At 66.1% G+C, this 24,181-nt stretch carries 26 protein-coding genes; 14 read left to right on the top strand and 12 right to left on the bottom strand.

Going from position 1 to position 24,181, the window contains the following annotated elements; genetic code table 11:
• Nucleotides 1-259 precede the first annotated feature (259 nt).
• The 5 genes from ssuE to ACQ4WR_RS10455 are packed head-to-tail and all read left to right on the top strand — an operon-like array spanning nucleotide 260 to nucleotide 4,765.
• On the top strand, nucleotides 260-880 hold the full coding sequence (gene ssuE / locus ACQ4WR_RS10475) for an NADPH-dependent FMN reductase (RefSeq protein ID WP_436487094.1): 621 nt from the start codon (nucleotides 260-262) through the stop codon (nucleotides 878-880).
• A 25-nt stretch (nucleotides 881-905) separates the two neighbouring features.
• Nucleotides 906-1,928 (top strand): sulfonate ABC transporter substrate-binding protein, encoded by a 1,023-nt coding sequence (locus tag ACQ4WR_RS10470; RefSeq protein ID WP_436487092.1) that lies wholly within the window; start codon nucleotides 906-908, stop codon nucleotides 1,926-1,928.
• 12 nt (nucleotides 1,929-1,940) lie between these two features.
• Nucleotides 1,941-3,101, top strand: coding sequence for an FMNH2-dependent alkanesulfonate monooxygenase (gene ssuD, locus ACQ4WR_RS10465; protein WP_436487090.1), 1,161 nt, complete (start codon nucleotides 1,941-1,943; stop codon nucleotides 3,099-3,101).
• A 1-nt stretch (nucleotide 3,102) separates the two neighbouring features.
• Nucleotides 3,103-3,903, top strand: a complete 801-nt coding sequence (gene ssuC / locus ACQ4WR_RS10460) for an aliphatic sulfonate ABC transporter permease SsuC (protein ID WP_436487088.1) — start codon at nucleotides 3,103-3,105, stop codon at nucleotides 3,901-3,903.
• Nucleotides 3,904-3,928: 25 nt separating this feature from the next.
• Entirely contained in the window at nucleotides 3,929-4,765 is an 837-nt protein-coding gene (locus tag ACQ4WR_RS10455; protein ID WP_436487087.1) for an ATP-binding cassette domain-containing protein, read from the top strand.
• On the opposite strand, the gene ACQ4WR_RS10450 is transcribed toward ACQ4WR_RS10455, so the two are convergent.
• Complete coding sequence (locus ACQ4WR_RS10450; protein ID WP_436487085.1) at nucleotides 4,725-5,435, bottom strand: HAD-IA family hydrolase; 711 nt, start codon at nucleotides 5,433-5,435, stop codon at nucleotides 4,725-4,727. The two genes, ACQ4WR_RS10455 and ACQ4WR_RS10450, sit on opposite strands and share 41 nt — an antisense overlap.
• Before the next feature lie 55 nt (nucleotides 5,436-5,490).
• On the bottom strand, nucleotides 5,491-5,946 hold the full coding sequence (locus ACQ4WR_RS10445; protein WP_436487083.1) for an META domain-containing protein: 456 nt from the start codon (nucleotides 5,944-5,946) through the stop codon (nucleotides 5,491-5,493).
• Nucleotides 5,947-6,092: 146 nt separating this feature from the next.
• On the opposite strand from ACQ4WR_RS10445, the gene ACQ4WR_RS10440 reads away from it, so the two are divergent.
• The 5 genes from ACQ4WR_RS10440 (at nucleotide 6,093) to ACQ4WR_RS10420 (ending at nucleotide 11,218) form a co-directional block, all read left to right on the top strand.
• Nucleotides 6,093-7,028, top strand: a complete 936-nt coding sequence (locus ACQ4WR_RS10440; RefSeq protein ID WP_436487081.1) for a hypothetical protein — start codon at nucleotides 6,093-6,095, stop codon at nucleotides 7,026-7,028.
• Complete coding sequence (pdxR, locus tag ACQ4WR_RS10435) at nucleotides 7,025-8,503, top strand: MocR-like pyridoxine biosynthesis transcription factor PdxR (protein ID WP_436487079.1); 1,479 nt, start codon at nucleotides 7,025-7,027, stop codon at nucleotides 8,501-8,503. The genes ACQ4WR_RS10440 and pdxR overlap by 4 nt, the downstream gene beginning before the upstream one ends.
• Before the next feature lie 95 nt (nucleotides 8,504-8,598).
• Nucleotides 8,599-9,822 (top strand): benzoate/H(+) symporter BenE family transporter, encoded by a 1,224-nt coding sequence (locus ACQ4WR_RS10430; protein ID WP_436487077.1) that lies wholly within the window; start codon nucleotides 8,599-8,601, stop codon nucleotides 9,820-9,822.
• Nucleotides 9,823-9,906: 84 nt separating this feature from the next.
• Complete coding sequence (locus ACQ4WR_RS10425; RefSeq protein ID WP_436487075.1) at nucleotides 9,907-10,638, top strand: CPBP family intramembrane glutamic endopeptidase; 732 nt, start codon at nucleotides 9,907-9,909, stop codon at nucleotides 10,636-10,638.
• Nucleotides 10,639-10,678: 40 nt separating this feature from the next.
• Nucleotides 10,679-11,218 (top strand): gamma carbonic anhydrase family protein, encoded by a 540-nt coding sequence (locus ACQ4WR_RS10420; protein WP_102298904.1) that lies wholly within the window; start codon nucleotides 10,679-10,681, stop codon nucleotides 11,216-11,218.
• Nucleotides 11,219-11,222: 4 nt separating this feature from the next.
• Here the strand turns inward: ACQ4WR_RS10420 and ACQ4WR_RS10415 are convergent, their stop codons facing one another.
• The 9 genes from ACQ4WR_RS10415 to ACQ4WR_RS10375 form a co-directional block, all read right to left on the bottom strand.
• Nucleotides 11,223-11,582, bottom strand: coding sequence for a PH domain-containing protein (locus tag ACQ4WR_RS10415; RefSeq protein WP_436487073.1), 360 nt, complete (start codon nucleotides 11,580-11,582; stop codon nucleotides 11,223-11,225).
• The gene (locus tag ACQ4WR_RS10410) at nucleotides 11,564-11,962 is read right to left on the bottom strand and encodes a helix-turn-helix domain-containing protein (RefSeq protein ID WP_102298908.1); all 399 of its coding nucleotides are present in this window, start codon (nucleotides 11,960-11,962) and stop codon (nucleotides 11,564-11,566) included. The genes ACQ4WR_RS10415 and ACQ4WR_RS10410 overlap by 19 nt, the downstream gene beginning before the upstream one ends.
• A gap of 75 nt (nucleotides 11,963-12,037) precedes the next feature.
• Nucleotides 12,038-12,940 (bottom strand): acyl-CoA desaturase, encoded by a 903-nt coding sequence (locus tag ACQ4WR_RS10405; protein WP_436487071.1) that lies wholly within the window; start codon nucleotides 12,938-12,940, stop codon nucleotides 12,038-12,040.
• Complete coding sequence (locus ACQ4WR_RS10400; RefSeq protein ID WP_102298911.1) at nucleotides 12,940-13,257, bottom strand: DUF3144 domain-containing protein; 318 nt, start codon at nucleotides 13,255-13,257, stop codon at nucleotides 12,940-12,942. Before ACQ4WR_RS10400 ends, ACQ4WR_RS10405 begins: the two co-directional genes overlap by 1 nt.
• Before the next feature lie 75 nt (nucleotides 13,258-13,332).
• Entirely contained in the window at nucleotides 13,333-13,839 is a 507-nt protein-coding gene (locus ACQ4WR_RS10395) for a gluconokinase (protein WP_436487069.1), read from the bottom strand.
• On the bottom strand, nucleotides 13,836-14,339 hold the full coding sequence (gene yfiB / locus ACQ4WR_RS10390; protein ID WP_102298912.1) for an outer membrane lipoprotein YfiB: 504 nt from the start codon (nucleotides 14,337-14,339) through the stop codon (nucleotides 13,836-13,838). Before yfiB ends, ACQ4WR_RS10395 begins: the two co-directional genes overlap by 4 nt.
• A 17-nt stretch (nucleotides 14,340-14,356) precedes the next feature.
• Nucleotides 14,357-15,628 (bottom strand): diguanylate cyclase DgcN/YfiN, encoded by a 1,272-nt coding sequence (dgcN, locus tag ACQ4WR_RS10385; RefSeq protein ID WP_102298913.1) that lies wholly within the window; start codon nucleotides 15,626-15,628, stop codon nucleotides 14,357-14,359.
• A complete protein-coding gene (yfiR, locus tag ACQ4WR_RS10380; protein WP_102298915.1) occupies nucleotides 15,625-16,158 on the bottom strand; it encodes a regulatory sequestration protein YfiR in 534 nt (177 codons plus the stop codon). Before yfiR ends, dgcN begins: the two co-directional genes overlap by 4 nt.
• Nucleotides 16,159-16,395: 237 nt before the next feature.
• On the bottom strand, nucleotides 16,396-18,048 hold the full coding sequence (locus ACQ4WR_RS10375) for a Na+/H+ antiporter (protein ID WP_436487066.1): 1,653 nt from the start codon (nucleotides 18,046-18,048) through the stop codon (nucleotides 16,396-16,398).
• Nucleotides 18,049-18,264: 216 nt separating this feature from the next.
• On the opposite strand from ACQ4WR_RS10375, the gene ACQ4WR_RS10370 reads away from it, so the two are divergent.
• The 4 genes from ACQ4WR_RS10370 (at nucleotide 18,265) to ACQ4WR_RS10355 (ending at nucleotide 23,254) form a co-directional block, all read left to right on the top strand.
• The gene (locus ACQ4WR_RS10370) at nucleotides 18,265-19,587 is read left to right on the top strand and encodes a c-type cytochrome (RefSeq protein WP_436487064.1); all 1,323 of its coding nucleotides are present in this window, start codon (nucleotides 18,265-18,267) and stop codon (nucleotides 19,585-19,587) included.
• An 18-nt stretch (nucleotides 19,588-19,605) separates the two neighbouring features.
• Entirely contained in the window at nucleotides 19,606-20,073 is a 468-nt protein-coding gene (locus ACQ4WR_RS10365) for a (2Fe-2S)-binding protein (protein ID WP_436487062.1), read from the top strand.
• A complete protein-coding gene (locus ACQ4WR_RS10360; protein ID WP_436487060.1) occupies nucleotides 20,066-22,399 on the top strand; it encodes a xanthine dehydrogenase family protein molybdopterin-binding subunit in 2,334 nt (777 codons plus the stop codon). Before ACQ4WR_RS10365 ends, ACQ4WR_RS10360 begins: the two co-directional genes overlap by 8 nt.
• 189 nt (nucleotides 22,400-22,588) lie before the next feature.
• Nucleotides 22,589-23,254 carry a dienelactone hydrolase family protein gene (locus ACQ4WR_RS10355; RefSeq protein ID WP_436487058.1) on the top strand — a complete coding sequence of 222 codons (666 nt, stop codon included), beginning with the start codon at nucleotides 22,589-22,591 and terminating at the stop codon, nucleotides 23,252-23,254.
• Nucleotides 23,255-23,313: 59 nt separating this feature from the next.
• On the opposite strand, the gene fghA is transcribed toward ACQ4WR_RS10355, so the two are convergent.
• Nucleotides 23,314-24,171, bottom strand: a complete 858-nt coding sequence (gene fghA / locus ACQ4WR_RS10350) for an S-formylglutathione hydrolase (RefSeq protein WP_436487056.1) — start codon at nucleotides 24,169-24,171, stop codon at nucleotides 23,314-23,316.
• Nucleotides 24,172-24,181 lie beyond the last annotated feature (10 nt).

Raw genomic sequence — 24,181 nt, 5'->3', positions numbered from 1 at the left:
ACATTCCGTTAAGGCGATGCAGCCGATAGTGCACCGCCAGCTGCGCGCCGTACACGAAGAAAACCGCACATGGATATGCGAAAAAAGCCGCGCGGCTGAAGGTGCGATGGCCTACGGGGCGTCAGGCCTGGATAGTCAAAAAACGCATATCGAAGCGCGAAAGCATTCGTTTTACACGCCCGCTGATGGCGATAGGCTGCAAGCATCCGAGTCGCCAATTCACACCAATTTCAACCATCACGCACAGGACGGGCATCACATGAGCATCTTGTTATTGGGCGGTAGCCCGCAACTCCCATCGAGTTCCAGCCGCTTGCTGCTGCATATCGGCGAACAGCTGGCGCTGCAGGGCCACAGCTGTGCCAAGCTGCATGTGCGCGACCTGCCGGCGCGTGCCTTGCTGCAGGCCGACCATGACGACGTGGCGATTGCCCACGCCGTGCGCGCCGTGGCCGAGGCGGATGCCATCGTGATCGCCACGCCCATCTACAAGGCCTCGTATACGGGTTTACTGAAAGCCTTCCTCGACCTGCTGCCGCAAGACGGCCTGGCCGGCAAGCTGGTGCTGCCGCTGGCCACGGGCGGCGGCCACGCGCATACCCTGGCGCTCGACTATGCGCTGCGTCCCGTGCTGCATGCGCTGGGCGCCAAGCAGGTATTTACCAGCATCTACGCCAATGCGCAGCAGCTGGCCTGGCACGAAGAGCGGGGCCTGAGCCTGGATGCGACTATCGCCGCGCGCGTGCAGGCCGGCATCGACGACGTGTCGTCCGGCCTGTTCCTGCTGCAGGGACGGCCTCCGTCCGCGCCAGCCGATATCGCCGTGCCCCTGCGTTCGCTGCAAGAGCAGCCTTACGCTCCCCAGTTTCAAGCCGCCTGATTACTCACTGACCAAAGGAAGCACCATGACACACCGCCACGCACAACGCCTCTCGCGCCGTACCACCCTGGGATTGCTGTTTGCCGCCGCTGCCGGCGTGATGGCGGCCGGCATGCCGGTGGCGGCGCAGGCGCAAGCCAAGGGTGAGGTCCAGGTGCAGGTGCAGGTGCAGGTGCGTATCGGCTACCAGAAATACGGCACCCTGACCTTGTTGAAGGGACGCGGCACCCTGGAAAAACGCCTGGCCGAGCAGGGCGTGGGCGTGAAATGGACGGAGTTCCCGGCCGGTCCCGTGCTGCTGGAAGGCCTGAACGTGGGCAGCATCGATTTCGGCACCGTGGGCGAGGCGCCGCCGATCTTCGCCCAGGCGGCCGGCGCCAATCTGGTGTATGTCGGCAATGAACCGGCCTCGCCGGCCAGCGAAGCCATCGTCGTGCCCAAGGGCTCCGGCCTGCGCACCCTGGCCGACTTGAAGGGCAAGAAGATTGCCCTGAACAAGGGTTCGAACGTGCACTACCTGTTGTTGAAGGCGCTGGAAAAGGCCGGTGTCGCGTATGCCGACATCCAGCCCGTATTCCTGCCGCCTGCCGATGCGCGCGCCGCTTTCGAGCGGGGCAGCGTGGACGCCTGGGCCATCTGGGACCCATTCCTGGCGGCCGCCGAAAAGCAGCTGGGCGCGCGCGTGCTGGCCGATGGCAAGGGCCTGGTGGCGAACTACCAGTTTTATCTGGCGTCGCGCACCTACGCGGAAAAAAATCCCGAGATCCTGCGCATCGTGCTCGATGAAGTGGCCAAGGTCGATGACTGGGGCCGCAACAACCCGGAAGAGGTGGCGACGATCTTGTCGGCGCAGACGGGGCTGGGCAAGGATGTCGTGGCGCTGGCCGCTTCGCGCTATGCGTATGGCGTGAAGCCCGTGTCGGTTGACGTCATCGCCTCGCAGCAAAAGGTGGCGGATGCATTTTCCAGCCTGAAGCTGATCCCGAAACCCATCGTTGTCAAGGACGCGCTGCTGCCGGCGCGCCAGCTGGCCACCAGCGCAAAATAAGGAAAACACACCATGTCATTGAATGTCTTCTGGTTCATCCCCACCCACGGCGACAGCCGCTACCTGGGCACCTCGCAGGGCGCGCGTCCCGTCGATGCCGATTACCTGCGCCAGGTGGCCGTGGCCGCCGACACGCTGGGCTACGACGGCGTGCTGCTGCCCACGGGCCGCTCCTGCGAAGACGCCTGGGTGGTGGCCTCGTCCCTCATCAGCGTGACGCAGAAACTCAAATTCCTCGTCGCCATCCGTCCAGGCCTGTCCACGCCCGGCCTGGCCGTGCGCATGGCCTCCACCTTCGACCGCCTGTCGAACGGGCGCCTGTTGATCAATGTCGTCACGGGCGGCGACCAGGGCGAGCTGGAAGCGGACGGCCTGTTTGCCGACCACGCCAAGCGCTATGAAATTTCCGATGAATTCATCAAGGTGTGGCGCGCCACCCTGGCGGGCGAGGGCGGCGCGGCCGGCTACGATTTCGAGGGCAAGCATATCCAGGTCAAGGGCGCGAAAACCCTGTATCCACCCGTGCAGAAACCGTATCCGCCGCTGTATTTCGGCGGCTCGTCCGAGCCGGCGCATGCACTGGCGGCCGAGCAGATGGACGTGTATCTGACCTGGGGCGAGCCGCCCGCCGCAGTCGCCGAGAAAATCGCCGACATCCGCGCGCGCGCCGCGAAAAGAGGCCGTACCGTGCGCTTCGGCATCCGGTTGCACGTGATCGTGCGCGAGACCAACGAGGCGGCCTGGCGCGCGGCCGATGAACTGATCAGCCACCTGGACGATGAAGTCATCGCCAAGGCGCAGGCGGCGTTCGGCAAGATGGATTCCGTCGGCCAGCAGCGCATGGCGGCCCTGCATGGCGGGCGGCGCGACAAGCTCGAAGTGTCGCCGAACCTGTGGGCCGGCGTGGGCCTGGTGCGCGGCGGGGCGGGCACGGCCCTGGTGGGCGATGGCCCGACAGTGGTGGCACGCATGCGGGAATACGCGGACCTGGGCATCGACACCTTCATTTTCTCCGGCTACCCGCACCTGGAAGAGTCGTACCGCTTCGCCGAACTGGTGTTCCCGCTGCTGGGCAAGGGCAAGGCTGTGGGTGAGCAGTCCTTGAGCGGGCCTTTTGGCGAAATCATGGCCAGCAATATCGTGCCGGTGGCGCCGCAGAAAAAGGCGGCCTGAGATGGCGGCCGGCATCGTCAAGCGCGCGCCCGGCACGCCATGGCCTGCGCTACGTCACGCTCTGGCGCCGTGGGCCCTGCCGGTGGCGCTGCTGCTGGCCTGGCAGCTGGCGTCGCAGTGGGGCTGGCTGTCGAGCCGCATCCTGCCCGAGCCGTGGGCCGTGGCAAAAGCCTTCTGGCAGCTGGCCGCGTCGGGCGAATTGTGGCTGCACCTGAAAACGAGCTTGTGGCGCGCCACGGTGGGTTTCGCCATCGGCGCGGGACTGGGCTTGCTGCTGGGGCTATTGACGGGCAGCTTCCGGCATGCGGAAACCCTGCTCGACACCACCTTGCAGATGGTGCGCAACATCCCGGCCCTGGCGCTGATTCCGCTGGTGATCCTGTGGTTCGGCATCGACGAGACGGCCAAGCTGTTTCTGCTGGCCGTCGGCGTGTTCTTTCCCGTCTACCTGAATACCTTCCACGGCATCCGCTCGGCCGACCAGGGCTTGATCGAAATGGCGAAAAGCTATGGCCTGTCCGGCTGGCCTTTGTACCGCGACGTGATCCTGCCCGCCGCCATGCCCTCGATTCTGGTGGGCGTGCGCTTTTCGCTGGGCCTCGTGTGGGTGTTGCTGATCGTCGCCGAAACCATCTCGGCGCAGGCCGGCATCGGCTACATGACCATGAATGCGCGCGAATTTTTGCAAACGGACGTGGTACTGGTGGGGATACTGCTGTACGCCTTGCTGGGCAAGCTGGCGGATCTGTTTTCGCGCCGGCTGGAACGCCACTGCCTGCGCTGGAATCCCGCCTACCGATAGTGACGAAATGACGAAAGAGGACACCATGCTGCTCGCCCCCATCCAGATCGAATCGGATTTCCTGTCGCACTTCGTGCGGTATGACCCGGCCGGCGCGCCGCCGCAGGCCAGGACGCCGACGTCCGCTCCACCGGCGCCCCTGGCGCGGCGCGGCGTGCCCCTGGAACTGACGAAGCTGAGTAAATCCTACACCAGCCGTCCCGTGTTGAAAAACGTCGACCTGCAGCTGGAAGCGGGCGAGTTTGTCGCCATCGTGGGGCGCAGCGGCTGCGGCAAGAGCACCTTGCTGCGTTCGATCGCGGGACTGGAAAGTATCGATGACGGCAAGCTGACGATCGGCACGGGCATAGGCGCACCCGATATCCGCATCATGTTCCAGGAATCGCGCTTGCTGCCGTGGAAGACGGTGCTCGACAATGTGGCCCTGGGCTTGCCCCGCTCCATCGGTGCGGCGGCCGCTTCGCTATGGACGGTGGGCCTGGCCGAGCGTGCGGACGACTGGCCTGCGGCCCTGTCGGGCGGCCAGAAGCAGCGCGTGGCGCTGGCGCGCGCGCTCGTGCACGAACCGCAATTGCTGCTGCTCGATGAGCCGCTTGGCGCGCTCGACGCCCTGACGCGCATCGAGATGCAGCAGCTGATCGAGTCGCTATGGCTGGCGCGCGGCTTTACGGCCGTGCTGGTGACGCACGACGTGGCCGAGGCGGTGGCACTGGCCGACCGGGTGCTGCTGATCGAAGATGGGCGGATCACGCTGGATGTGCGGGTGGACTTGCCGCGCCCCCGCCAGCGCGGCCATGCGGCCTTCGCCGCGCTGGAACAGTCTATCTTGTCGCGGGTGCTGCAGCCGTCTCGGCCAGAATGATGAAACCGTCCGCATCGACCGTCGCCACGAGGCCCTCGTAACTGGCGATGGCCGGATGGCGCGTGGCCAGCGGATGCGCGTGCGTGGCCGTGACCACCATGACTTTCGCACCGGCCGCCTCACCGGCCTCGATGCCGACCGAGGCGTCTTCAAACACCAGGCAGTCGCCGGGTGCGACGCCCAGTTTTTCAGCCGCCAGCAAGTAGCAATCGGGTTTCGGCTTGCCGGCCTTGACGTCTTCGGCCGTCACCATGATGGCCGGTATCGGCATGCCGGCCGCCTGCAGGCGTGCTGTCGCCAGCGCGCGCGGCGCCGAGGTGACAATGGCCCATTGCGCCGGCGGCAGCGACGTCAAAAAACGCAGTGCGCCCGCGATTTCAATGATTCCCGCCACATCGATGATTTCCGCATCCGTGATGCCCTGCGACTCGCGCTGCGCGTCGACGCCGGGCAAGCGCAGTTTGGCGATGGTGTCGACCGAGCGCGCGCCGTGGATGGTGGGCAGGAATGCCGCCACGTCGAGGCCCTGGCGCTGCGCCCACGTACCCCAGATGCGTTCGGCGGCGGCGATGGAGTTGATGACGGTACCGTCCATGTCGAACAGAAAAGCGCGGTAGCGGCCGGCGGCCGATGGCAGGGGGGGAGACGATGGCGAGGGCAGTGCGGACATGGCTTCCTTCCAATTGATGGGCTGGAAGCCATTGTAACGGTAGTGGATTTTTATTTCACAGATACACCGATTCAAACCTGGCCACGGGCGCGCCATCCTTGAGCAGGATCAGCTTCTCGCCTTCAAGCTGGTAGCCCGTCACGCTGTTCAAATTGGCCAAAACCGCGCTTTCCAGCTGCATCAATGGCGGCGGGCAGGCCATGCGCGTGCCGGCCAGCTGGGTGAAGCGCAAGGTCTTGCCGGCCAGCGTGTAGCCGCCCATGACGCGGTTGCAGCCAGTGAAACCGGTGACCTTGCCGTCGCTGGTGAGGGTAATGCGCACTTCGCGCTCCTGCTGCGGCGCCATCGCCACCTCGGCGCCATCGAGCTGCGTGAGCTTCCAGTAGGTATTCGTCAGGCTGGCCTGCGGCGCCAGGCTGGCGTTCGGCTTGGCGCTGTCGCTGGTAGCGGCGCAGCCGGCGGCCAGGGCGATGGCGGCGGCGAGGGGAAGGTATGTCAGGCGATGCGGCATGCGATGCTCCTGTGAGGGGGATGCGTGCAGACTAGCAGTTTTTCGCGCCGGCCCGCGTACGGCAGCGGCAATTGTTTCCATTTTGCCAGTGCTGGCATTAAACTCATGCTTTCTGCTGTTTTCACCTTTACCTGGGAGCCGGGCCGATGCTGCAAGCGCAAGCGCTGGATAACCGACTGGTCGCCACCAGTGGCGACGACGTGCTGGTGGACCGCATCGTGCCCGGCGCGCCGCTGGTGATCGCCTTTGGCTTCGTTTCCTGGACCACGCGTCCCGCCTTCGATTTTTACGGACGCCTGCGCAAGCTGGAGCAGGCCAGCGGCCAGCACCTGAACAAGATCCTCGTGCGCGATTCCGGCAATGCCTGGTACCACCGCGGCATCGCTGGACTGGGCAGCCATGTGGACGCATCGGCGCCAGCGCTGCGCGAACTGGTGCGCCGCATCGCGCCCAGCCAGACCACCACCATCGGCCAGTCCATGGGCGCGTATGCGGCCGTCATGTTTGGCTTGCTGCTGGAAGTGGAGCAGATCATCGCCTTTGGCCCGCTGTCCTTCCTTGACGTGGAGCAGGCGCGCCTGTACCACGAACTGCGCTGGCTGTCCGTGATGGAGTCGCTGGCGCAGGATCCGCCGGCCTCCGGCTACCCGGACCTGGCGGCCCTGTGCCGTGCCAGGGCGACCGACAAGACGCAGATCCACCTGGCCTTCGGCACGCGGCCGGATGCAGCCAACGCGGGCGCCAGTGCCAGCGAATCGGTCAATCTCGACGCCATGCACGCGCAGCGTCTGGCCGCCTTTGGCCGCTGCACCCTGCACCCGTTTCCCCATTCGGGCCACGCGGTGGTGCAGCACCTGATCGACACGAAGCGCATCAACGGCTTGCTGGCCGAATGGATACTCGGCCTCACCCTGGAAGAGGAAGCCATGCCGGACATCAGCCGCGAGTGGCAGGACTGGGTGGCGGAAAACCTGCGCCTGGGCTGTCCCGGCGCACAGCTGGTGGCGGTGCTGCAGCAGCATGGGTTTTCGCAGGCCAGCAGCGTCGCTGCCGTGGATGCTGCCCGCGCCAGGGCCCCATGACGCCGCAGTTCGAACTCGAGACCCTGAAAATCCGCCTGGCCGACGCGCGATGGGCGGCGCTCGACTTGCGCGTGCGCGTGCAGCGTGCATTGCGCCAGCTGATACTCGATGGCGTGCTGGCGCCCGGCCTGCGCCTGCCGGCCACGCGCGCGCTGGCGCAATCGCTGGGCGTGTCGCGCGACACGGTGGAGCAGGCCTACGCGCAGCTGCGCCTGGACGGCTATCTGCGGCGGAAAACGGGATCGGGCAGTTTCGTCTCGCCGACGATAGGCGCGAGCCTGCTGGGCAAGCATTCGCATGGGCTGGCGCCCGTATCGGCGCAGCCGGTGGCGCTCAGCGTGCGCGGCGCGCAGATCCTCGCCAGCGGCGGCGTGCTTGACCAGCAAAGCGTCAAGGCCTTCGCCACGGGCCTGCCTGAAACGCGGGCTTTTCCCCACGATGTGTGGGAGCGGCTGCGGCGCCAGGCCGCCAGCGGGCACGCAGCCGGCGTGCTGCTGCACGGCGACCCGCAAGGGGCCGAGCCTTTGCGCCAGGCGATTGCCGATTATGTGAACCTGGAGCGCGGCGCGCGGGCCACGGCCGGGCAGGTACTGGTCCTGAGCAGCACGCGCCAGGCTTTATATCTGTGCGCGCAGGTGCTGGCCGACGCGCATGGCCCCATCCTGATGGAAGACCCCGGGTATTTCGGCGCGCGCAAGGCGTTCGAGATGGCGCAGTTGCGCGTGGTGCCTGTGCCCGTCGATGCGCAGGGACTGTGCACAGCCAGCCTGCGCGCCGACACAAGCGGGGCGAATACGGTATACGTCACGCCGTCGCATCAGTATCCGACGGGCGCCACCCTGGCGCTCGAGCGCCGCCTGGACCTGGTCGCCTGGGCCGCCGAGCGCCAGGGCTGGATCATCGAGGATGATTACGACAGCCAGTTTCACTACGCAGGCTTGCCGACGGCCTGCGTGCAGGGGCTCGATGCGCGCCAGCGCACGATCTACCTGGGCACGTTCGCCAAGTCGCTGTATCCGGGCTTGCGCATAGGCTACATGGTGCTGCCGCCCGCGCTGGTGCAAGCGATGACGCATGCGCGCAGCATCCTCGATGGCCACACGCCGCAGCTGGATCAATTGACACTGGCCCGTTTCATCGCCGACGGCCATTTCGCCGCCCATGTGCGCGCCATGCGCAATATCTACGCCGTGCGCCGCGATGCGATGGCGCAGGCCGTGCAGCGGCACCTGCCCCACATCGTGACGGCGCACCTGCCGCCGGGCGGCTTGCAGATGCCATGCCTGCTGCACCAGGGCAGGGACGAGCTGGAGACGATCCGCCTGGCGGCGCAGGCGGGCATCGTGCTGCCCGGCCTGAGCCGGCTGTATGCGGCGGCGCCGGCCCGGGGCGGCTGGCTGCTGGGTTTTGCGGCCTTGACGCCGCACGAAATCGGCAGCGGCATTGCCCGGCTGGCCCGCGCGCTCGGCTTATAGCACTGAAGTGGTCTGCTGTACTTGTTGAAATTGGCCTGCTACGGCAGTCCATCGCGGCGCTACCATGCTCCTTTTTCAAGGCAGGGAGCATGCGCATGACGATCAAGGTAACTGGCAATACAAGCACTACAGACGCCGCCACGGCGAACCGGCCGCGCTGGCGCGATCTGCTCTCGCCGTCCATCGCCGCCTGCATCTCCGTGCTCGTCAACTATGGCGGCACCTTCGTGCTGGTGTTCCAGGCGGCGCAGCTGGCCCAGCTGAGCGCGGCGCAGACGGCGTCCTGGGTCTGGTCGCTGAGCATCGGCGTGGGCGTGACGGGGATCTGGCTCAGCTACCGCTACCGCGCGCCCGTCATCACGGCCTGGTCCACGCCCGGCGTGGCCTTCCTGGCCACCGTCATGCCGCACACGCCGTACGCCGAGGTGATCGGCGCCTATGTCATGTCGGCCATCGCCTTCATTGTGCTGGGCATGTCCGGCGCCTTCGAGCGCCTTGTGCGGCTGATCCCCGGTGGCATCGCGGCCGGCCTGCTGGCCGGCATCCTGCTGCAGTTCGGCGTGAACGCGTTCGGCGGCGCCAGCGCCGATCCGCTGCTGGTGGTGGTCTTGCTGCTGTCGTATGCCGTGCTGCGCCGCTTTACGGCGCGCTATGCCGTGGTGGGCATCATGCTGATCGGCCTGGCCCTGCTGCTCTCGCAGGGGCGCATCGATACGCAAGGCATCGAACTGGCCCTGGCCGCGCCCGTGTTCGAGATGCCGCGCTTTTCCGTGGCGGCCCTGCTGGGCGTGGCGCTGCCCCTGTTCCTGATCACCCTGACGGGGCAATACATGCCCGGCATGCTGGTGTTGCGCAACGACGGCTACAACGTCAGCGCCAATCCCATTGTGACGGTGACGGGGCTCGGTTCGCTGCTCATGGCGCCGTTCGGCGCGCACGCTTTCAACGTGGCCGCCATCACGGCCGCCATCTGCACGGGCAAGGATGCGCATGCGGACCCGTCGAAGCGCTATGTCGCCGGCCTGGCGTGCGGCGTGCTGTACATCCTCGTGGGCGTCTTCGGCGTGACCCTGGCCAGCCTGTTCATGGTCTTGCCGCGCACCTTCATCACGACCCTGGCCGGCCTGGCCTTGCTGGGCGCCATCGGCAACAGCCTGGCGCAGGCGATGGCGGACGTGCGCACCCGCGAAACGGCCTTGATTACTTTCCTGGCGACGGCCGCGAACGTGACCCTGCTGGGCGTGGGCGGTGCCCTGTGGGGACTGGCGGCAGGCTTGGCGGCACATGGGCTGATGCATGGCTGGCGCAAGGCGGCATAGCAGGACAGGTTGCCCATGTCGCCCGCCGCCGCATACAATTAACCCGCCCGTGCCCGTTGGCACCGTCTTTTCCCGATGTGAGCGATGGCCGACTTCACTTCCCTGGCGCAGTACCTGCTGGCCATCACGCCCGCCTTCCTGGTTTGCGCCGCCTTGCTGCTGGCCGTTCCCCGTACGGTGCCGTTGCTGCGCGTGCTCGTGCATATTTTGTTTTTCGTGCTGGCGCGCGACGCCATGACGGCGCATGGCTACTGGCAGGTGGCGGCGGGCGGCTTGCGCTTCACGGCGCCGCCGCTGGTCTTGCTGGCGCTGGGGATCATGTCGCTGGGACTGCTTGTCGGCACCTGCTGGCTGGAAAGCGAGGCGCGCCGCCAGATCCGCTGGCTGGGCTTGCGGCCGGCATTGTCCGTGCTGCTGGGCGTGGCGGGCGCTTGCGTGATCATCGCGCTGGCTAGCGGCTTGAAGGCGCTGGCCGGCTTGCCCTCCCTGGCGCCTGTCGCGCCACCCTTGCTGCCGATGCTGCTGGGCTTTGCGCTGGCGGCCAACTGTTATGAGGAGTTGCTGTTTCGCGGCTTGCTGCAGCAGCAATTGCGCGCCTGGCTGCCGGCCTGGCGCGCGGCGCTGGTGTCGGGCCTGGTGTTTGGCCTGTGCCACGCCTTCCTTGCCACCACTGTCACGCAGGTGGGCGCGCCCATCCTCGTATTTACTGTGATCGAAGGCGTGGTGGCGGGGCTGGTATATTGCCGTGCCGGCTTGCTGGGCGCGTCCCTGGCGCATGGACTGGCGATTTTTGCGCTGGCCGCCGGCTGGGTATGATGCCCGTGGATTAATTTAATGAAGTGAAAGTGAAAATACGATGCCTGTCAGTTCCTACCTGAATACCCGTCCCGTCTTGGGCGATAGAGTCTATCTGCATGACACGGCGCAAGTGATTGGCGATGTGCAGATCGGCGACGACTGTTCCATCTGGTGCAACAGCGTGCTGCGCGGCGACGTCAACCGCATCGTCATTGGCGAGGGCAGCAATATCCAGGACTTTTCCATGGGCCACGTGTCGCACAAAAATGCCGCCAAGCCCGACGGTTCGCCCCTGACCATCGGCAAATACGTGACCATCGGCCACTCCGTGATATTGCACGGCTGCACCATCGGCGACGAGTGCCTGATCGGCATGGGTAGCATCGTCATGGATGACGTGGTGGTGGAAAAGCACGTGATGCTGGGCGCGGGCAGCCTGGTGTCGCCGGGCAAGGTGCTGGAAAGCGGCCACCTGTACGTGGGCCGCCCAGCCGCCAAGGTACGCGCGCTAACGGAGGCCGAGATTGCCTACCTGCGCTATTCGGCCGAACACTACGTGCGCGTGAAAAACAATTACCTGGCGGGCGAGCCGGGCTGATAGCTCAGGCTGGAGCCTTGGCCAGCGCGTTGATGCGCGTGGCCATGGCACGCGCGTCCGGCACGCCGAGTATCAGGCGCGCCCACTTTTCGTCCTGCAATTCGATCACCAGCGGCTGCGTGCCGCGCGTCATGAAGACGAACTGCCGGTCGCCGCCCTTGTGGTAGGTGCCGGCCGAAATGACCCCAGGCACGCCGGTGCCCGGCGCGCGCAAGCCCAGGGCCGTGCCGCGAAAACCGTCATCGTCGGTAGTGCCGCGCACGTGCCGCAGCGGAATGCGCACATTGCCCTGGAAGGACGCCAGCTTTTCCCACAGGGTCAGGCGGATGGTCAGTGCTTCGTCAGTCAATTCGAGGACAGGCATGGTGGCGTCTCCTTCGGTGGTGGATCCAGAGGGTGCAGCAGGCGTTCGCCCAGCAGTCGGGCCGTGGCGGCGCCCGTTTCCAGCACGGCCGCACGGCACAGGGCCGTGATGGCGGCGTCGGCGGGCGCCAGTTCCTTCAATGCAATGATCAGCAAATCGACGGCTTCTTGCCGCGCCGGCCAGCCCGGCTGCAGCGCTTGCGCCAGCACGCGCTCGAACAGGTGCTGCTTGGAGCCGAAAGCCTTGTACAGGCTGCCGCGCAGCAAACCGGTGGCCTTGACCAGGTCATCGATCGACGCGGCGTTGTAGCCCAGGCGGCCAAAGACGGCGGCGGCCTGGCTGGTCACGGTGGCTTCGTCAAAGTTGCGGGGTCTGGCCATGGTGGCGATGCAAGGTGTGCGGCGGGGCGGAATGTCCCGTCTCTGCCACCACTATAGGCATTGGTGAACGATTGGTCAATAACTATCTGCAGGCAGGCGTGCGCGCAGTTCAGGGCGCGGCGCCAGGTCCACCGGCAGGCGCAGCCTGGACACCAGGCCCAGGCGCCGCAACAGCAGCAGTGCCCACCAGCCCGGGTCCCATTCGCCGGGGCGCAAGCCCAGCCTGGCCGAGCCCGGATAGGCATGGTGGTTGTTGTGCCAGCATTCGCCCATGGTCAGCAGCGAAGTCAGGCGGATGTTGTGGCCCTGCACGGCGGCGCCGTCGACGTGATAGTGCCGCTGGCCATGGTTGTGGGCAAAGTAGCCGATCAGCCAGTGCCCAAGCACGCCGGCGGTGACCCGCGCGCAGACACCCCAGCAAACCAGGCCCCAGCCGCCCCAGGCGTAGAACAGCAGCGCCCACGGCAGTTGCTGCAGCATCCAGGTGGCTTCCAGAAAGCGGTAAAAGCGGTCGTGCGCGATGCGCGGCTCGATGGCGATATGCGGCGGCTGGTTCAGATCGAGACGGCAGTGTAGTTGCCACCATGCATCGCGCCAGAAGCCGCCGCCGTGGCGCAGGAAACGGTGGCAATCGGGCTGGCGCTGGGCGTAGTCGCGCAGCTCGTGCTGGCGCAGCAGGCCCAGCGGGCCGCTGAGTCCCACCAGCACGCCCAGGTAGACGAGCACATATTCAAGCCAGCGGGGGCAGTGGAAGCTATCGTGGATCAGCTTGCGGTGGCTGCCCAGCGAATGGCCGAACAGCAAGACGATGGCGGTGCTGATGATGAAGAGTGCCAGCCCGCCCCAGCTGAAAGCGAGGGTGGCGCCAAGCACGGTGCCGGCCAGCATGGCTGCCAGCCACAGCGATGGCAGCGGCGCGTAGCGCACCGTGCCTGCCAGCACGCTGGCGGCATGCGGCGCGCTGACGCGGGCGGACATCAGGCCTGCGGGGCCGACGATGGTTGCGTGTATTTGTCGAAATTGGCGATGTAGTCGTTGAAGTTATCCGTCAGCATGCGCTTGTACTGTTCCGTGAAGAAGGCCACGGCGTCCTCTTTTTCCTGCTGCATCTTGGCCACATCGTTGGTTTTGCTGGCGACGAGGAAGGCGTTGAAGCGCGCCGCCGCGTACAGCAGCGAGGTGGCCACTTCGTTGCCGCGGCTTTGCTCGCACTGCTCGTTGGCCAGGGCGATGATTTGGTCGGCACGTTCCCAGAACTCCGGACCCGGCGCGGGTTTTGTTGTTGGTGTGTTCATGTGATCCCTCATAAAAGTGCGTGCCAGTCTACACAGCGGGCCGCTGGCTGTCCAGCGCGCGGCCCGTGCGGCGAGTCAGCGCGCTTGCAGGATCTGTTCCAGCAGGGCGGGCAGCGGCTGGCGGATGTCCAGCACGATGCCGGCTTCGTCTGCTTGCAATGGCTGCAGGGTGCGCAGCTGGCTGTCGAGCAGGCTGGGCGGCATGAAATGGCCGGGGCGCTGCATGCGCTGCTCGAGCACGGCACGGGGGCCGTCCAGGTGGGCGAAGCGCAGGGCGGGGTCGCCCTCGCGCAGCAAGTCGCGGTAGGTGCGCTTCAGGGCCGAGCAGGACACCACCAGGCCGCTGCCCTGCGCGCGGGCCGTGGCGATGCGTTCGCGCAAGGCCGCCAGCCAGCTGGCCCGGTCCGCATCCTCAAGCGGGATGCCGGCCGCCATCTTGGCCACGTTTTCCGGCGGATGCACGTCGTCGCCTTCCACGTAGGGCACGCCCAGCGCGCCGGCCAGCAGGCCGCCGACGGCGCTCTTGCCGCAGCCGGACACGCCCATCACGACCCAGCGCACGGCGGGCGCGTCTGCGCTCATGGCGCCGAAACGATGATGGTGACGCGGCGGTTCTCCGCCTTGCCCGCCTTGGTGGCATTCGAGGCCACGGGCTTGCTCATGCCCAGGCCTTTGATGACGATGTTGTTACGTGGAATGCCCGTCGCGCTCATGGCATCGGCCACCACGTTGGCGCGCGCCAGCGACAGGTTATTGTTGTACGCTTCCGTACCCTCGTTATCCGTATGGCCTTCCACGCGCATGTGGGTGATGCCCACTTTCAGCAGGGCGGCGCTGATCTTCTGGATGGCGCTGCGGCTGGGCGGCGTCAGCTTGGCGGCGTCGAACTCAAACAGCAGCTTGTCCGTGAAGCTCAGCTCCCAGCCTTCGTCGGTCTGCTTGAAGCCTTGTTCCTGCAAGGTGGCGACCTGATCGGCGTTGAACAGCGGTTTCTTTTCAGGGGCGCTCTGGCAGGCGGCCAGCAGGCCGACGAGGAACAGGCCGAGGAGGCCGAGGCGTAACTGCTTGTAAATGCATTGCATGGTGATGCTCCTTGCTGTCATGGGTGAATGTGTGTCTGCGGCTGGTGCGCCACCTGGCGCGTGCCGCGCTGCGCCTGCTTGGCGCGGTACATGGCTTCGTCCGCCGCGCCCACGAGCGAGACGGCGTCGATGGCGTGGTCGGGGAAGACGGCCACGCCGATGGTCAGCGAGGTGACGATGCTGTTGCCAGTTGGCAGCTCAATGGCTTGCGACATGGCGCTGATGATGTTGTCGGCGATATGCATGGCGTCGGCGCTGCTGCGCAGCGGCCGCAGCAAAATGGCGAACTCGTCGCCGCCCAGGCGCGCCACCAGGTCGCCTTCGCGCAATTGCTGCTTGATGCGCGCGGCGATCGTCACCAGCACGCGGTCGCCCGAGGCATGGCCAAAGGTATCGTTGATATATTTAAAACGGTCGCTGTCGAGGAAGAGCACGGCCACCTTGCCGTTGCCGATGCGCGCTTCCGTGATGGCGCGCTCCAGTTCCGCTTCCATGAAGGCGCGGTTGGACAGGCCCGTCAGGCTGTCGTGGTTGGCGCGGTGCGACAGCGAAGCGTTTTCCTTCTGCAGATGGCTTTGCCATGCTTCCAGTTCGTCGAGCAGGGCGTTGAAGTCGTCATTGATCTGATTCAATTCAGCAATATTGGCTGGCGGCACACGCAACTCGAACGAGCGGTCGCGCCGCACGCGGTGCGCCGTTTCGGCCAGGTGGCGCAGCGGCGCCGTGATTTCCGTTTCCATGCGGCGCGACAGGCGCACGGCGACGATCAGGCTCAGCGCCAAACAGGCCAGCAGGCAGGACAGGCCGCTGAGCAGGAAGGGCAGCAGGCTGCGGCTGTGCGGGATCAGCTTGATGCTGCCGATCACCTGTTCATCGTGGGTGATGGGGAAAGTCAGCGAGTCGGGCAGCATCCAGCCCGTCAAGGTACGCTCGATGTAGTAGCGCGTGCCGTGTTCGCCCCGCTCCCAGCGCGCCAGCATATTGCCGTTTTTATCGCTCACTTGCGCCTGGTCGATGTCTTCGTTGACGCCGATCAGGGCCAGCGCTTCCTTGGCGGCCATCGGGTCGCCGAAGACGACAGCCGCTTCCACCGTGTAGCTCATCGAGCGGGCCACCAGGCGCAGGTTCTGGTCCGAATACACGCGCAAGGCCAGCAGGGCCACGGCCGTCAGGGTCAGGCCGGCGGCCAGCACGGCGATCAGCGACACGCTCAGGTGGGCGCGCCGCAGCACGCTGTCGAGCGTGGGACGGGGCTTGCGGGCCAGTTTGGCACTGATCCGGGCATTCATGGCTGAGGTCCCTTGCGACGTGCAATTTGCAAGGCGTTCGGATGCACGCGCAGGCCGCTGCGGGCGATGGCGTCGAGGTTGACGTCAAAGCCGATCTGCGCGTCGAGCAGGCGCAGGCAGAACATGATGCCGACGGAACAACTGGTGCCCGGTTCGCTGACCGACAGGATGGGTTTGCCGATGATTTGCGTCAGCAGCACCTCGCGTTCGCTCTCGGGCAGCGTGCCCATGTAGACGACGTCGCATTCCCCGGCGGCGCCGGCCGCCGGCTGGACTTTCACGCGGATGCGCTGTCCCGCGTTCGAGGCGGGCGTGTCGACGATGGCCGCGCCATGGCGCGTGGCGCCGACCATGCAGACGCGCACTTCCGGACGCGCCACGGGCCAGCGTACATAGCTGATGATGCCGAACAAGACTTGCGCCACTTCGGCCGGCCGCCTGGTGTCAGGCGCCGCGCCGCCTTGCGCCCACGCCGCCGGCGCCAGCAGGCCACAGGCGAGCAGCGAGGCCAGCAGTACGGCCGAAAGCAAGGCTGGCGGCGCGGTGCGCTGCCAGTGGCAAGGGAAGGAAAGCACGGTTTTGAGCGTCTTTATGCGGGTCAGAAATTGCTACTCGTCAACACAGACTGTACGGAACTGCGTGCTGAAAGTAAATCATATTGCGATATAAACTTGCATTATAAACAGCAATGTTAAAACTTGCATTCTTTACCATGAGAATTGCTGGTCAACATTGCTCAAAACCGCTTTGGATTGTTTCTATTGTCTCTATTCTTCCAACGTCGCTTCCAGCAAGTCGATTTCACGCAACAGGCGCAAGTGAATTGTGTCATCGAGCTCGCCCGAGATGCGCCGGCGGAACAGTTCATCGCGCTCCGCGTTCAGTGCTTCCAGGCGCAGTGCCCGTTCGGCCTTGGCCAGCTCCTGCATGCGCGTGGCCTCGTCATTGCTGCTTTCGCCATACGCGAGGCGGCGCCGGTAGGCTTCGATCAGGCGGTTGGCGGCCTCGGTAATGACTTGCTGTTTGCTATCCTTGTCGATGCCGGCGCAGACTTTTTCCAGCCGCACGATGGCTGCCTCGGCCGCTGCCGCCCGCGCGTTGCGCTCTTCCGTCGAGCGGCGCGCGGGCGGCGCAAACACCAGGCCCTTGGTCAGCAGGGGCAGGGTGACGCTGGCCAGCAGCAGCGATAGCAAAATCACGCCCATGGCCAGGAAGATGACCAGGTCGCGCGCGGGGAAGCGCGTACCGTCAGGCAAGAACAAGGGCAGGGTCAGGATGCCGGCCAGGGTCAGCGCGCCGCGCACGCCCGCAAACGAGGCCACCATCAGCAGGCGCAGGCTGGGACGCGCCAGCATGGCCGCTTCCTTCGATTCGCCCGCCACCTTCTTGTGGTGCTTGAACAAGGTCAGCTTCATGGAAATGAAGACCCAGACAAAGCGCATGAAAGTCAGGCCCACCGTGATGGCCAGCACGAACAGGGGCAGCTTCCAGGCGCTGCCGGCGCCCACTTCGGCCGATGCGGCTGGCAAGCCGGCAACGGTGGTGGGCAGCTGCGCGCCCAGCATGACGAAGATCACGCCATTGAGCACCAGTTGCACCGTATCCCACACGGCCTTGCGCTGGGTGCGCGTGGCGGCCAGGGGGCGGCCGATCAGGTCGGCGTAATGCATGGACACGCCCGCCGTGGCGGCGGCCAGGATGCCGGAGCCGTGGATTTGCTCGGCGCCCAGGTAGGCGGCAAACGGGATCAGGATGCTGATGAGGATTTGCAGGCCCGGCTCTTCGCCGACCTTGCTCACCAGCCATTTGTTCGCCAGGCCCACGCCCCAGGAAATGGCCAGGCCGATGATGATGCCGCCGCCCGCTTCCTGCACAAAGCTCAGCGAGGCGGCGCCGATCGAGAAGCCGCCCGTCATCATGGCGCCCACGGCAAACGTAAAGCAGACGAGACCGGACGCGTCGTTCAGCAGCGATTCGCCTTCCAGGATATGCATCAGGCGTGGCGGGATGGGGTTGCCGGCGGCAATGGCCGAGACGGCCACGGGGTCCGTCGGCGACAGGATGGCGCCCAGCGCGAAGGCGACGGCCAGCGGCACGCTGGGGATCAGCCAGTCGATGAAGAAGCCCATGCCCAGCACGGTAAACAGCACCAGGCCGATGGCCAGCATCAGGATCGAACGGGCATCGGAAAAGAAGGCGCCCTTGGGGATGCGCCAGCCATCGAGAAACAGCAGCGGCGGGATGAAGAGCAGGAAAAAGATGTCGGGATCGAGCGGTACTTGCACACCGAACATGGCCAGCCCCGTGCCGCCGGCGATCTGGATCAGGGGCAAGGGCAGCTTGACCCAGCGCGAACGGGCGACAAAGCCGCACAGGACGACGGTCAGGACCAGGATGAGAATAATGGAAACGGTATGCATGGTGGGGCGGGAGGGCAGGGGCCGTGCTGAAAAGGTGATTATAAGGCGCAGCCCGCTCTCGGGCTTGCCTGCGTGTCATTGCGTACATACAACAAGTCACAATCGCGGTAAGATTGGCATTGTGGCGCTGTTGCCGCCGCTGTTCGCCGGTGGCAGGCCTGCCTCGCTCCGTATTCTTGCTTTGCCTCCCGGCTTTTACCCTGACTGGTTCCTGTTTTGCTCAAAAAGATTTTCACCGGCCTGCTGCTTTTGCTGGCACTGCTCATCGTGGCGGCGCTGGCCGCGTATCTGTATTACTGGCGTCCCGCGCTGGCGCCCATCAATCCCCCGGCCGCCACGGCGTTTTCACCGCAAGTGGTGGACAAGGGCCGCATCCTGGCCGGCATGGGCAATTGCGCCGCCTGCCACACGGCCAAGGGCGGTGCCGAGTACGCAGGCGGCCACGGCCTGGCCACGCCGTTTGGCACGATCTACGCGACGAATATCACGCCCGACCCGCAAACGGGCATCGGCCGCTGGTCGCTGGCGGCTTTCCAGCGGGCCATGCGCGAAGGCGTGGGCCGCGATGGCGCGCACCTGTATCCCGTGTTTCCGTACACCCACTTCAACATGGTGTCGGATGCCGACCTGACGGCCCTGTACGCGTATTTCATGACCCGCCCGCCCGTGTACGCGGTGGCGCCCGCCAATAGCGTGCCGTTTCCGCTGAACCTGCGGCCTTTGCAGGCGGGCTGGAAGTTGTTGTATTTCAAGCCAGCCAGTTTCCAGCTGGACGCGGCGCAAGGGCTGGACTGGAACCGGGGCCGCTACCTGGCCGAAGGCCTGGCCCATTGCGCCGCCTGCCACACGCCGCGCAATGCGCTGGGCGCCGAAGTTGCCAATTCCGCTTATCTGGGCGCCTCCATCGACCACTGGTATGCCCCGGCCCTGACCAGCGCCAACACGGCGCCCCTGCCGTGGACGCAGGCCGAGCTGTATGCCTTTTTGCGCACGGGGGCCACGGCCCTGCATGGCGTGGCGGCCGGCCCCATGTCGGCCGTCGTGCACGAAGGTATGGACGCTTCGCCCGATGCCGATATCCGCGCGCTGTCCGTGTATTTTGCCGGCGTGGCCGCGGCGGAGCAGCGCCAGGTCGATACGGATACGGTGGTGAAAGCCGGCATCCAGCGTTCACGGCGGGTCAGCCTGGTCGACAACGACCGTGGCGCCAGCCTGTATGTGGCCGCCTGCGCATCCTGCCATTCGAACAGCAATGGCCAGCCCGTGGCCCTGCGCCCGGAACTGAGCCTGAACAGCGCCGTCAGCGCGCCCGATCCCGCCAATCTGATCCAGGTGATCCTGCACGGCATCGGCAAGGACGAGGCCATGCCTGGCGTGCTGATGCCTGGCTTTGCCGCCGCGCTGACGGATAACGACGTGGCCCAGCTGGCCGCCTACCTGCGCCGCAGCCGCAGCCACCAGCCGGCCTGGACGAACCTGGAAGCGGCCGTGGCGCGCGCGCGTGCCGCCGCTCCCGCCAGCGGCAGTGCCGCCAAGTAATTATTGAAAGTCTCACGCATGTATAACATTACCGTCAATGGCCAGTCCTTCAGCGCCGAGGTCGATGCCGACACTCCCTTGCTGTGGGTGCTGCGCGATGAAGTCAATCTGAAGGGCACCAAATTTGGCTGCGGCATCGGCATGTGCGGCGCCTGCACCGTGCATGTGGATGGGCGCGCCATCCGTTCGTGCATCACGCCCATCGCCGCCGTGGCCGGTTCCGCCGTCACCACCATCGAGGGCTTGTCGCCGGACGGCACGCACCCGCTGCAGCAGGCGTGGATCGCCACGCAGGCGCCCCAGTGCGGCTATTGCCAGTCGGGCCAGATCATGCAGGCGGCGACGTTATTGAAAGATTATCCGCAGCCCACGGATGCGAATATCGATGCCGTCATGAGCGGCAACCTGTGCCGCTGCATGGCGTATGTGCGCATCCGCAAGGCCATCAAGCTGGCGGCCGGGATGCCGGAGGCGCCACATGCTTAAGCCGCCCAAAGACAACGCCGGCGCGCCTGCCCCTACGCTGGGCCGGCGCGGCTTCCTGATCGCCGCCGCCGGCACGGGATTTACCCTGGCCTTTTTGCGCGCCGACAGCTCCTATGCCAACACTGCCCCGGCCCCCGGCAAGGCGCTGCCCACGCCGGCCGCCACGCCGGCTGCGCCCGTGTTCGATCCCAGCATCTGGTTCGAGATCGGCCGCGACGGCATCGTCACCGTAAATATCGCCAAGGCGGAAATGGGCCAGCATATCGGCACGGCCCTGGCGCGCATCGTTGCCGATGAGCTGGAAGCGGACTGGAGCAAAGTACGCCTGCATTACGTGGACACGGATCCGAAATGGGGCGTGATGGTGACGGGCGGCAGCTGGTCCGTCTGGCAGAATTTCGATCCGCTCAGCCGTGCCGGCGCGGCCGGCCGCCTGGCGCTGGTCGAGGAGGGCGCCCGGCTGCTGCGCGTGCCCGCGTCCGCCTGCCATGCGAAACTGGGCGCCGTGCATGGGCGGGGGCGTTCGATTTCCTATGGCGACATCGTGCGTCGTGGCAAGCTGACGCGCCAGTACACGCCCGAACAACTCAAAGCCATCGTGCTGAAGACGCCGCAGCAGCGCACCCTGATCGGCCAGCCTGTGCAGGCGCTGGACATCCCCGCCAAGACGGATGGCACGGCCGTGTACGGCATCGATGCGCATGTCGATGGCATGCTGTATGCGCGCCCGAAGCTGCCGCCCACGCGCTACGGTTCCAAAGTCGTGTCCATCGACGACTCGGCCGCCAAGAAGGTCAACGGCTATCTGCACTCGGTAGCCTTGCAGGACCCCAGCGGCAGCGTGCCTGGCTGGGTCATGGTGTATGCGGCAAGCTACGCTGCCGCCGTGCGCGCGGCCGACCTGGTGCAGGTGAAGTGGCGCGCCGGCGCGGCGGCCCACGTGTCCGAGCAGGACATCGTCAGCTATGGCACGAAGCAGCTGGCCGACGCGACCCTGGGCGCGCGCGTGGTCGACGATGATGGCGTGGAGCAAGCCTTCAAGGATGCCAGCCTGAAGCTGGAGCGCCACTACACGACCAGCACAGTCCTGCATTTCCAGCTGGAACCGGTGAATGCCCTGGCGCAGGAAATTGACGGCGTCTGGCATATTCATGCTGGCAACCAGTGGCAATCCCTGATCCTGCCCGTGCTGGCCACCGCCCTGAAGGTGCCGGAAGACAAAATCATGCTGCACACCTATTTGCTCGGTGGCGGCTTCGGCCGGCGCCTGAATGGCGATTACTGCGTGCCGGCCGCGCTGGCGGCGCAAGCCATCGGGCGTCCCGTCAAGATGATTTGCACGCGGGCCGACGATGCGCGCTTCGATTCGCCCCGTTCGCCTTCGCTACAGCATGTGCGCATGGCGTTCGATGCCGACGGCAAGGTGTCGGCCATGGTGCACGAGGCCAGCGCGGGCTGGCCCACGCAGGCGATGATCCCCGCCTTGCTGGCCAAGGATAAGCAGGGCCATCCGTATGATCCGTTCGCCATCGCCGGCGCCGACCACTGGTACACGGTGGGCGCGCAGCGCGTGCGGGCCGTGTCGAACGACCTGGCCAACAGCAGTTTCCGTCCAGGCTGGCTGCGTTCCGTGGGGCCGGGCTGGACGAATTGGGCAGTGGAAAGTTTCATGGACGAAGCGGCGCAGGCGGCCAAGGTCGATCCGCTGGCTTTCCGCCTGTCGCTGCTGCAAGCGACGGGCCGCAATGCCGGCAGCGCGCCGAACGCCGTCGGCGGCGCCGCGCGCCTGGCCCATGTGTTGCGGCGCGCGGCGGAAAAGGCGGGCTGGGGCACGGCCATGCCGCCCGACACGGGCCTGGGCATCGCCGCCACGTTTGGCCAGGAGCGCGACATGCCGACCTGGACGGCATGCGTGGCGCGCGTGAAAGTCGACCGCAGCACGTGCATGGTCATCGTCGAAAAGCTGACCATGGTGATCGACGCGGGCGCCATCGTCGACCCGGACGGCGCGCTGGCGCAGGCGGAAGGGGGCGCCCTGTGGGGCGTGAGCATGGCCATCCACGAAGGCACGGCCTTCCTGAATGGCGAGGTCAAGGATACCAACCTGAATACCTACACGCCCCTGCGCATGGCCGACGTGCCGCAGCTGGACATCGAGTTCGTGGCCAGCACGGAAACCTCGACGGGCATGGGCGAGCCGCCCACCACGGCCGTGGCGCCCGCCATCGGCAACGCCATCTTTGCCGCCGTGGCCTCGCGCGTGCGGCATTTGCCGATCCGTCCGGAAGCCGTGCTGAAGGGACTCGACCGGCACGGCGCCGTCTAGCCTTGCCGCTGCGCCATTCCTGTGCTTGCCGTGCGCCGTTTCCACACGAACGGCCGGGCAGGAATGGCCGCAGGCTGCTACACTGATAACTGCCGCCCAGGGCATGCAGGCGTCGCCCAGCCCGGCAAAATCAGCTTAGCAGCAGCTCGATGTGCGCAGCTGGATTTCAGCTCGATAGCGGAGGCAGCCATGCAAGAACAATTTGTCAGCATCACGGCCGATGAACTTCAGATGGACGGCGTGCTTGAAATGCCCGAGCGGCCCGTGGGCATCGTCCTGTTTGCCCACGGCGCCGGCGCCGATAGCGACTATCTGGGCGCATCGAGCCACGCCACTTCCCAGGATTTTTTGCGAGCGGGTATCGCCACCCTGCGTTTCGACCAGGGCGGCGTCGCGCCTGGCGGCGGCAGCAATGGCCATGCGTATTTCGTGCGCAGCGATATCGTCCTGCTGGCGCGCCAGCTGGAAAAAGCCCTGGGCTGGCTGCAAGTGGACCCGACCACGCGGCGCCTGCCTTGCGGCCTGTACGGCTATGGCACCAGCGCGGCCGTGGTAATGCAGCTGGGCGCCTGGCGCAGTGCCGATATCGCCGCCCTGGCCGTTTGCGATGGCCAGGTGGAAATGGCCGGCAAGGCGGCACTGGAAAACGTGCGCGTGCCATCGTTGCTGATCGTGGGCGGCCGCGACCCGGACGTGGCGGGCCTGAACCGCATGGCCTTTGCGACCTTGCGCTGCGACAAGCAACTGGAACAGATCGCCGCACCGGGCGGCCCCGACACGCGCCACCAGGCGGCCGTGCTGGCCACCGACTGGTACACGCGCCATTTCAACGGGCATACCAGCACGGTGCAATAGGCACTCGGCTCAGTTCAGCTTAGCTCAGCTTAGCTCAGCTCAGCTCAGCTCAGCTCAGCTCAGCTCAGGGCGCGCAAGTTGCGCGCATGGAAGCGCACATGCTCTTCCATGAAAGTGGCGATGAAGTAATAGCCGTGGTCGTAGCCGGCCTGGCGGCGCAGCTGCAGGGGCTGGCCCGCGCTTTGGCACGCCGCTTCGAACACTTCCGGGTACAGCTGCTCGGGCAGGAACTTGTCGGCCAGGCCCTGGTCGATCAAGATGCCTGCTGGAAACAGCACGGGCTGGCCGGCCAGGCCGCGCATCAGCGCGCTGGCGTCGTACTGCTGCCAGGTGGCGGTGTCGCTGCCCAGGTAGCCCGTGAAGGCTTTTTTTCCCCATGGACACTGGCTGGGTGCGGCGATCGGCGCGAAGGCGGAGACGGAGCGGAACAGTTCCGGGTTGCGCAAGGCCAGCACCAGCGCGCCGTGGCCGCCCATCGAGTGGCCAAAGATGCCCGTGCGTTGCGCATCGATAGCCAGTTCCTGTTCCAGCAAGGCGCGCAATTCCAGGATGTAGCTGTACATGCGGTAGTGGCCGCTCCATGGCGCTTGCGTGGCATCGACATAGAAGCCGGCGCCCACGCCGAAGTCCCAGCTGTCGCTCTCGCCCGCGATGCCTGCGCCGCGGGGGCTGGTATCGGGCGTGATCAAGATCAGGCCTTCCTCGGCCGCCACGCGCTGCGCGCCGCCCTTGATCATGAAGGTTTCTTCCGTGCAGGTCAGGCCCGCCAGGTAAAACAGGGCGGGGCGCTTGGTGCCGGCTGCCGTGTCGGGAATGAAGGCCGAGAAGCGCATGGGCAAGCCGATGGCTTGCGCATCGTGGCGATAAAAACGTTGTACGCCGCCAAAACAGGCGTGTTCACTCAACAGTTCCAGCATGAATTCTCCT

The sequence above is a fragment of the Janthinobacterium amylolyticum genome (genome assembly GCF_051380655.1).
Taxonomy (GTDB): Bacteria; Pseudomonadota; Gammaproteobacteria; order Burkholderiales; family Burkholderiaceae_D; genus Janthinobacterium.
The sequence above is the reverse complement of the archived record's forward strand: the minus strand, read 5'-3'. Positions and strand labels throughout refer to the sequence as shown.